Origin of the sequence: uncultured Granulicatella sp., from assembly GCF_963528195.1 — a bacterium.
In the GTDB taxonomy this organism is placed as follows: domain Bacteria; phylum Bacillota; class Bacilli; order Lactobacillales; family Aerococcaceae; genus Granulicatella.
The window spans coordinates 1-9,428 of the sequence record NZ_CAURVN010000046.1; the positions used below are offsets into that span (position 1 = coordinate 1).

Below are 9,428 nucleotides of genomic sequence, written 5' to 3' on the forward strand. Positions count from 1 at the left end.
GCATCATGATATCTAAAATAATTAAATCATAGCCAATAAAATGACAGATATCAATTTCAGGAATAGCAGTTCGTGTGTCCACGACAAAGTTTTTACTCTCTAGAACATTTTTGATAAGTCTTAAAATAGCAATATCATCATCTACGACTAGAACTTTAGATTTCATAATTAACTCTCCTTTGAAAATATATTTCAAGCATATTCTAGCATAATTTAATGATAGTCTACAATAAACTATGTGAACACAAAATAGTGTAGCCCTCCACTAAAAGTTCAGTTTTAAATGTCCAAACTAAATTTTCCGTCCAATAAAATTGGCTTTTCTCTGTAGCTTTAGCACTATAAGCCAGATGGGCTTATAGTGCAGGAAAAATTGAGACCTTAGGCTCAATTTTTAGGCATGAGATTCGCTTTGCGAAGCTGCTGCCGTCCTTAGCTACTATAAGAAAAGCCATATTATTATTTCGCAAGTAATTGTGCGATTTCAATAATGACATCTCGTGCTTTTTCCATTGATTCTACAGCGACGAATTCATATCGTCCGTGGAAGTTTTCTCCACCTGCAAAAATGTTTGGAGTTGGTAAGCCCATAAATGAAATTTTAGAACCATCTGTACCACCACGAATTGGTTCAATAATTGGCGTAATTGATAAGTTTTCCATTGCTTTTTGAGCAACTTCAACAGCTCTAAAATCTTTTTCAATGATTTCTGCCATATTGTAATATTGGTCTTTCATATCAATTGAAATACGATTGCTATCTAATGATGCATTTAATCTATCTACAACTAATTGTAAATAAGCTTTTTTCGCTTCGAATAATGTACGATCATGGTCACGAATAATATAAACTAATTTTGCTTCTTCAACTACACCATTAGCATACATTAAATGATAGAATCCTTCACGTCCAGAAGTGTGTTCTGGCACTTCAAATTCAGGTAAAGCATTTTGGAATTGACGTGCAAGTTCTAAAGCATTCACCATTGTATCTTTTGCAGTTCCTGGGTGAACATTTTTCCCTTGGAAAGTAATTTCAGCTTGAGCAGCATTGAAACTTTCGTATTCTAATTCTCCAACTGGTCCTCCGTCCATTGTATAAGCAAAGTCACAACCAAATTCTTCAACATCAAATAAATCCGCACCACGTCCAATTTCTTCATCTGGACCAAATGCTACACGAATTTTTCCGTGTTCGATTTCAGGATGTGCTAATAAGTATGCACCAGCAGTGACAATTTCACTTACCCCTGCTTTATCGTCAGCTCCTAATAAAGTTGTACCATCTGTTGTAATTAATGTTTTACCTACATAATTTTTCAAATTAGGGAAATCTTTTGGTGATAAAACAAATTTACCTTCTTTATCTAATACAATGGCTTCACCATCATAATTTTCATGGAATTGAGGTTGTACATTACGAGCTTCAAAATCAGCTGTATCTACGTGAGCAATAAATCCAACAACTGGAACTTCTTTTGTAGTCGTAGCTGGAATTGTTGCTGTTACGAAGCTATTTTTAGGATTTAATCTTACATCTTGATAGCCTAATGTTACTAATTCCTCTACTAAGTCTTTTAAAAACTCTGTTTGACTTGGTGTTGATGGAACAGTTGTGCTTGCTTCATCTGAACGAGTTTCTTTTTTTACATAACGAATAAAACGATCAACTAATTGATTTGGCATATTACATTCCTACTTTCTTCTTATAAAAATTCAAATGGATCCGTAAAAGTCGTACTTTTAATGACATTTACATTCCAATTTTCTTCTTGATTCCATTGTACAAGCCAGTTCGCTAATTTTTCAATACAAACGACTTCAATATGATGCCCTGCATCCACTAATAACATTGGTGACTCTTGAATATCATGAGCGACATGATACGTAATGTCTCCTGTTACAAATGCATCTGCCCCTTTGCTAACAGCTGCTTGGTAAAAACTTCCACCAGAACCGCCTAAAACGGCAACTTTACGAATTTTGTGTATCGAACGATTTCTTGGAGTAACAAAACGTAATCCTTTTAATTGAAATTGATTTTTCACATAAGTGACAAATTCTTCAACAGATAATGCTTCAGGTAATTGTCCAATACGTCCAATCCCGATTGTTTTTGCATCATTTTCTAATGCCCAGACTTCATAAGCTGGAACTTCATAAGGATGACTAGCTTTCATAGCAGTAATAATAGCGTCTACTTGGTTTTCATAACAAATGACTTCGACTTTTTCCTCTGCTACTTGTTCTGGTTGATTCACTTGTCCAATAGCAGGATTTGCTCCTTCAGTTGGGGTGAAACGACCTACTCCACTAGTTGTAAAACTACATTCTTTATAACAATCACCAATTTGTCCTGCTCCTGCTTCATGCATTGCTTGTCGAACTGTGTTTGCTTGTTCTTTCGGTACGAACACAGCAATTTTCATTTGACGAAGTTTTCCTGTTGGAGATAGTACTTCTACTTCTTCTAATTGCAGCACTTCACTTAACCAATCATTAACTCCACCTGAAACAACATCTAAGTTTGTATGAGCTGCATAAATGGCAATATCATGTTTTAAAATATCTTGATACATTTTATGTTGTGGATTTGTTAAATCAAATTGTTGTACAGGTCTAAAAATCGGGGGATGATGCGCAATAATTAAATCGACATTCTTTTCAATGGCTTCTAGAATGACAGAAGGACGAATATCTAAAGTCGTCATTACTACTTGAACTTCTTGATTCAAATCTCCAAAATGTAAGCCAATTGGGTCCTTTCCCATTGCTAAAGATTTAGGAACTCTTTGTTCAAATTTACGAATAATATCTCTAACGGTTGGCATTGTCAATCAATCCTTTCAATTCAAGATATTGATGATTAAATTTTTCTACTTTATCAGTTGGAATTTCTTTACTATTTTTCAATTGCGCTAAAATTTCTTCGATTTTACGCAACTGACGTTCCCATTTACGAATGACCAACTCTGTTGGCTTCTCTATTAATTTTGGACCAAATTTAATTTGCGTATCTGTTAGTGGCAAGCTCTGTTCTCTTTTTTCAGCTACAATAATTTCATATAAGCGATGATGATCTTCTACCACAACTTCTTCTAAAATTTCATAGTGATGTTCCACTAACCACTGTCTTAATAAATGTTCCGCAACATTTGGCTGTAATACTAAACTTTCTTTACCTGTTAAAGTACCCTTTACTCGACCTTGTTCTAAAATACGAGCAATTAATTCTCCACCCATTCCACAAATAGAAATGGCTGTAACTTCGTCTTTTGAAGTAACGACATCTAATCCATCTCCTAAACGAACAGAAATCTTATCGTTTAAAGCATAATCTTGAACCGTTTGCTGTGCAGACTCGAAAGGACCTTTTACAACTTCTCCAGCAATAGCGCTAGTAATTAATCCTTGCTGTATTGCATAAACCGGTAAATAAGCATGATCAGAACCAACATCACATAATAATGTCGCTCCTTCTAAAAAAGAAGCAACTGTTTTTAGTCTTGGGCTTAATTCTACTGACATCTCTTACTCCTTTCTTCACATTAAGAAATAAATAAAATTTTTACACCAATGCTCTTTAAATAGGCTACTGTTTCAGCATCAGCGGAATAATCCGTAATTAAATGCGTAATCATAGAACAATCTGCTGTATGGAAATTGGATTCCCTACCAACTTTTGCTCCTTCAGCTACAATTATTTTAGGACCATTTGTGCGTTCTAAAATCACACGATTAACTGCTGTTTCAGGTAAGGCTACAGTCGTAATTCCATTTTTATTAATACCACCGACCCCTAAAAAGCAAATATTGGCACGTGCTTTTGAAAACGAGTTAATAGCAAAATCTCCAACTAAAGATTTTTTTTGCTCAAAAATTTCTCCTCCGCTTAATACAATTGAAGCTTTAGAAGAGGCTTTTTTGAAAATAGAACGACCATTATTTGTCAATATCGTAACATTTTCATCTGCTAAATAATTCAATAATAAAAAGGCTGTAGAACCTGAATTAATAAAGACCATATCATGTTTGCGAACTAAGCCAGAAGCTCTACGAGCAATATTTTTTTTAGTAGAATTATATTGTTTTTGTTCAATATTTTCTTTTTCAATCTTTCCTGAAATATATTTTGCTCCACCATAAAAACGTTCAATTAATCCTTGATCTTCAAAACGTTGTAAATCTCGACGGATTGTAATTTCGGAAACTTCTAATCTTGATGATAATTCTTCTACAGATAATTGCCTATGTTCCTGTAATAATTTTAAAATTTCTTGTTGTCTCTTAAACACAACACCTTTGCTATTTTTCACTAGTATTCGTTCCTTTTTTCTCTATGAAGAACAGAGGAGAAGCCTTCATTGACGACTTCTCCATTGTTCATTGATTTTAGCGAATTTTTAATGATAATTCTTGTAATTGTTGTTCAGATACTGGACTTGGTGCTTGTGTCATAGTATCCATTGCTGAACCGTTTTTAGGGAATGCAATCACTTCACGGATGTTATCTTCCCCAGCTAGTAACATGACTAAACGGTCTAATCCTAATGCAATTCCTCCATGTGGTGGGAATCCATAATCTAATGCATCCATTAAGAATCCAAATTGTTCTTGTGCAGATTCTTTTGTGAATCCTAATACTTCAAACATTGCTTCTTGCATGTCTCTTCTATAAATTCTTAATGATCCTCCGCCTAATTCATATCCATTTAATACAATGTCATAAGCTTGAGCTTTAGCTGCTGCTGGATTTTCTAATAAAGCATTGAAATCTTCATTAACTGGGCGAGTAAATGGATGGTGCATTGCTTGATAACGGTTTGCATCTTCGTCATATTCTAATAACGGCCAATCAACAACCCATAAGAAATTGAATTTAGTTTTATCAATTAATTCATGTTTTCTACCAAAGTGTAAACGTAATTCAGATAATGATTGTGCAACAACACTTGGTTTATCCGCACAGAAGAAAACAATATCTCCCACTTCTGCATCTAAACGTTCTCTTAAGGCTGTTTCTTGGTTTACTAAGAATTTAGCGATTGGTCCTTTTAGTCCATCTTCTTCTACTTTCAACCATGCTAATCCTTTTGCACCATATTTAGCAACAAATTGTGCTAAGCTATCTGCATCTTTACGAGAATATTCATCTGCTAATCCTTTTAAGTTTAAGGCTTTTACATGTCCACCATTTTCAACAACTGTGCTGAATACTTTTAAGTCAGAATCTTTTACAATATCCGCTACATCAATTAATTCTAATGCAAAACGAGTATCTGGTTTATCATTACCATAACGGCTCATTGCTTCAGCAAATGATAAACGAGGGAATGGAGTTGTTACTTCTACTCCTAATGTATCTTTCATGACTTTTTTCAATAAGCCTTCCATCATTTCTTGAATTTCTTCAGCTGATAAGAAACTTGTTTCAATATCGACTTGTGTAAATTCAGGTTGACGGTCTCCACGTAAATCTTCGTCACGGAAACAACGAACGATTTGGTAGTAACGGTCTAATCCCCCACCCATTAATAATTGTTTAAATGTTTGAGGTGATTGTGGTAATGCATAGAAACTTCCTTCATGTACACGAGAAGGCACTAAGTAGTCACGAGCTCCTTCTGGAGTTGATTTTGCTAAGTATGGTGTTTCTACATCAATAAATCCTTCAGTATCTAAATATTCACGAATAGCACGAGTTGTTTTATGACGTAAACGTAAGTTTTCTAATACAGGTTTACGACGCATATCTAAATAACGATATTTCATACGTAATTCGTCTGAAGCTACTTTATCATCTTCGATGTAAATTGGTGGAGTTTTAGCTTTTGCTAATAATTCAACATGGTGAACTTCTAATTCCATTGAACCTGTTTTTAAGTTTGGATTTGTTAGTCCTTCACCACGTAAAGCAACAGTACCTGTTACTTCAATAACGTATTCTGGACGTAATGTGTCCGCAATTTCAAAAGCTGCTTGGTTATGTTGTGGGTTAAATACAACTTGCATTACACCCTCACGGTCACGTAAGTCGATAAAAATAACCCCACCATGGTCACGACGTTTTTGTACCCAACCATGTAATGTAATTTCTTTTCCTACTAATTCTTCTGTAACTAATCCACAGTAAATTGATCTCTTTTTCATACAAATCCCTACTTTCTATTTTCCAAAATATTCATCGATTGCTGTTGTATCCATTGTTGCTTGGCGGAACAGACTATCAAAATCTTCATATACATCTGCTAAGTCAACTTTTACTTCTTTACCAGTACTCATTACTTTTAGTGGAACTTGACGACTTGCTAACTCCTCTTCCCCTAATGTAATGACAACTTTTGCTCCATATTTTTGAGCATTTTTAAATTGAGGTTTTGCTTTTCTACCGAAGAAATCACGATCTACAGAATAACCTTGTTGACGTAATGAAATAGAAAGTTTTAATACTTCCTCTTCTGTTTCTTCCCCTAAACCAACAATATAAGCATCTAATTCTTGTAAGTCAGGAATTTCTACTTGTTCATCTTTCATTAATAACACAAGTCTTTCCATTCCTAATCCAAATCCAAATCCAGGTGTTTCTGGTCCATCTAATTCTTGAACAAGACCATCATAACGTCCTCCACCACAAATCGTAGTTTTAGCACCAAATGATTTTGAATCCGTCATAATTTCAAAAATTGTATCTTGATAATAATCTAATCCACGAACCATTGTTTCATCAATTTCAAATGGAATTTCTAAAGCTCTTAAATATTGTTTCACTTTTTCAAAGTGAGTACGTGCTTCATCAGATAAAAATTCTAAAATACGTGGTGCATTTTTAACGATTTCGATATCACGTTTATCTTTACTATCTAATACACGTAATGGATTTTTGTGAAGACGATTTTTAGAATCTTCACTTAATTCTTCTGTAAAAGGTTCTAAATAATCAATTAAAGCTTGGCGGTATGCAATACGATCAGCTGTTTTACCAAGAGAATTAATCACTAAGCGCATATTTGATAATCCAAGTTCTTTTAATAAATCCCAGGCCATTGCAATTGTCTCAACATCTGTTGCTGGATTTGTTGAACCAAATACTTCTACACCTAATTGGTGAAATTGTCTTAAACGACCTGATTGTGGACGTTCATAACGGAACATTGGTGCCATATAATATACTTTATAAGGTTTCTTATGTTCTGGACCAAATAATTTATTTTCTACATAAGCACGAACGATAGCTGCAGTTCCTTCTGGGCGTAATGTAATATGACGGTCACCTTTATCATAAAAATCATACATTTCTTTTGAAACGATATCTGAAGTATCACCTACACCTCGGCTAAATAATTCATAGCTTTCAAACATTGGTGTACGCATTTCTTCAAATTGATAATCACCTAAAATGATGCGAGCTGTTTCTTCAAGATAGTGCCAAATTTTTATTTCCTCTGGTAATAAATCGGCTGTTCCTTTTGGTTTTTGAATCATTTTATCCCTACTTTCTATGTATAAAAAATGTGTAAAAAAAATCCTGACTCAATGAGTCAGGACGATTATTTCGTGGTACCACCTAAATTTGAACAGAGTTTCCTCTATTCCTCAACTAAATAACGGCTCTTTTGCCGGAATAACTTTGCATTATTCTCCTCCAGAGTGTCTTTCAATTCTCTCAGTCTTATGAGAAACTTTCAGCCATGATTTCTCTCTCTAATTGCTGTGAATTTACTTAGCTCCTTCACTGGATTTCCTATGAAATTGATACTAATTTACTAAAAAGTTGACAATTTGTCAAGTAATGTGGATAGAAATGTTAAGTTTTGATGATAAATCTTGTTTTTCTTATTAACCTACTCAGTTTTTATTTTTTCTCTACTAAATCTATTTTCTCGACCAATCTCCCCTCTGTTAACACAATAACATTCGAGCAAATCGATTCAATTAACGACTGATTATGACTAATAAAAAGTATCGTCATATTTGTTTCTTCTTGAATTTTTTGTAACACTTTTATAACCTTTTCTTGATTCTCATCATCTAGTGAACTCGTTATTTCATCACAAATCAAGCACTCAGGTTGCGCCAAAATAGCTCTTGCAATCGCACATCTTTGACATTGGCCTCCAGATAATTGATGAGGATATTTTTCTAACCAATCGAAATCTAACTCTAGGCTTGTAAACAATTCCTTTATCATACGAATTCGTTCTGTATGACTTTTTATTCTTCGCATAAATCTTAACGGTTCTTCCAAGCTCTTCAATATTGTTTGATTCGGATTAAACGATAATAGACTATTTTGGAATAAATATTGAACTCTTCTATAATAAATTTGTTTTTCATAAGCCAATAGCTCTCTTAGTTCTTTTCCTTCAATCTCAATACTGCCTTCGTATGGAATAAAGCCTGATAAAATCTTTGCAAGAGTTGTCTTTCCTGCTCCTGAATGCCCCATTATTCCTGTTACTTTGTATTTTGGAATATCGACCGTAACGCTTTGAAGAATCGCATCATTACTTTGATAATGATTGGATACATTTTTCAATTGGAAAAATACTTCTTTTTCGACAGCAGTGTCTCGAACAAATGGAATTCTTTCTTGTAGCACTTCCTCTTTTTCTACAAATTGTCCCTGTTCTAAAGTTAATACTTTTGTACAAAATTGATAGGCTAATTCTTGTTGATGTGTCACCATAATGGTTGCTACTTTATGATGCTTAGCAACAGTAACGATTAATTGCATCATTTCCATTTGCAAAGGAGCATCTAATGCACTAAAGGGTTCATCAGCAATAATTAATTTTGGCTGATTGATAAAAGCCATCGCTATCATGACTCTTTGCAACATTCCTCCAGATAATTCGTGCGGATATAAGTGCAACACATTTTCCTCTAATTGAACCATTTTCAGAGTTTCGATTATTTTTTGTGGTTCTGATTGTACCATTAATTCTTCCAATTGTTGCCCAATTGTAAATAACGGGTCCAAACTATGTTGTCCATTTTGAAAAATGATGCCAATATCCTGCCTCAAATATTCTCTTCTCTTTTTACTATCTAAATTCAACCAGTTTTCTTCTAAAAACTTCATTTCAGTCGCATTCATTATTACTTTTTGATGAATATTTCCAAGAATACATTCTAAAAAAGTTGATTTCCCAATTCCAGACTCACCAATAATCCCAATAACTTCGCCTTCTGCAATTGAGAAGTCTAAATTTTTGAGGACTAGTTCTTCTCCATATGAAGCATTTAATTGTTTAACGTCAAAAACTGTTGTTCCCATTAGTCTTTTACCAATTTATTCGTAATATGATAGAAATCAGATGGAGATAATTCAAAATGATGAATATAATTGTTCATTGCTCCATGTAAGTTAACAAATCCAATGTAGTCAACAACTGCTTCATCTCTTACATAATCTTGGATTTCTGCCA

Annotated in this window: 7 protein-coding genes and 1 pseudogene; all 8 read right to left on the reverse strand. The window is 34.0% G+C overall.

Going from position 1 to position 9,428, the window contains the following annotated elements:
- Positions 1-166, reverse strand: a pseudogene (locus RWR88_RS07790) (DNA-binding response regulator); the annotation flags it as partial.
- Positions 167-459: 293 nt separating this feature from the next.
- A complete protein-coding gene (gene pepT, locus RWR88_RS07795; protein WP_314451623.1) occupies positions 460-1,686 on the reverse strand; it encodes a peptidase T in 1,227 nt (408 codons plus the stop codon).
- 20 nt (positions 1,687-1,706) lie between these two features.
- A complete protein-coding gene (locus RWR88_RS07800; protein ID WP_314451625.1) occupies positions 1,707-2,831 on the reverse strand; it encodes a Nif3-like dinuclear metal center hexameric protein in 1,125 nt (374 codons plus the stop codon).
- A complete protein-coding gene (locus tag RWR88_RS07805) occupies positions 2,818-3,528 on the reverse strand; it encodes a class I SAM-dependent methyltransferase (RefSeq protein WP_314451626.1) in 711 nt (236 codons plus the stop codon). Before RWR88_RS07805 ends, RWR88_RS07800 begins: the two co-directional genes overlap by 14 nt.
- A gap of 20 nt (positions 3,529-3,548) precedes the next feature.
- On the reverse strand, positions 3,549-4,316 hold the full coding sequence (locus RWR88_RS07810) for a DeoR/GlpR family DNA-binding transcription regulator (protein ID WP_314451628.1): 768 nt from the start codon (positions 4,314-4,316) through the stop codon (positions 3,549-3,551).
- Between the two features lie 76 nt (positions 4,317-4,392).
- Complete coding sequence (gene aspS, locus RWR88_RS07815; RefSeq protein ID WP_314451630.1) at positions 4,393-6,150, reverse strand: aspartate--tRNA ligase; 1,758 nt, start codon at positions 6,148-6,150, stop codon at positions 4,393-4,395.
- A gap of 15 nt (positions 6,151-6,165) precedes the next feature.
- Positions 6,166-7,482 (reverse strand): histidine--tRNA ligase, encoded by a 1,317-nt coding sequence (hisS, locus tag RWR88_RS07820; protein WP_314451632.1) that lies wholly within the window; start codon positions 7,480-7,482, stop codon positions 6,166-6,168.
- A gap of 370 nt (positions 7,483-7,852) precedes the next feature.
- Positions 7,853-9,277: an ATP-binding cassette domain-containing protein gene (locus RWR88_RS07825; protein ID WP_314451634.1), complete on the reverse strand. Its 1,425-nt coding sequence runs from the start codon at positions 9,275-9,277 to the stop codon at positions 7,853-7,855.
- Positions 9,278-9,428: the final 151 nt, after the last annotated feature.

What these genes read in the sequence shown, in the direction of transcription:
- hisS (WP_314451632.1), bottom strand. Translation starts at nt 7,482, where the DNA reads ATGATTCAAAAACCAAAAGGAACAGCCGATTTATTACCAGAGGAAATA.
- RWR88_RS07800 (WP_314451625.1), bottom strand. Translation starts at nt 2,831, where the DNA reads ATGCCAACCGTTAGAGATATTATTCGTAAATTTGAACAAAGAGTTCCT.
- RWR88_RS07805 (WP_314451626.1), bottom strand. Translation starts at nt 3,528, where the DNA reads ATGTCAGTAGAATTAAGCCCAAGACTAAAAACAGTTGCTTCTTTTTTA.
- RWR88_RS07825 (WP_314451634.1), bottom strand. Translation starts at nt 9,277, where the DNA reads ATGGGAACAACAGTTTTTGACGTTAAACAATTAAATGCTTCATATGGA.
- pepT (WP_314451623.1), bottom strand. Translation starts at nt 1,686, where the DNA reads ATGCCAAATCAATTAGTTGATCGTTTTATTCGTTATGTAAAAAAAGAA.
- aspS (WP_314451630.1), bottom strand. Translation starts at nt 6,150, where the DNA reads ATGAAAAAGAGATCAATTTACTGTGGATTAGTTACAGAAGAATTAGTA.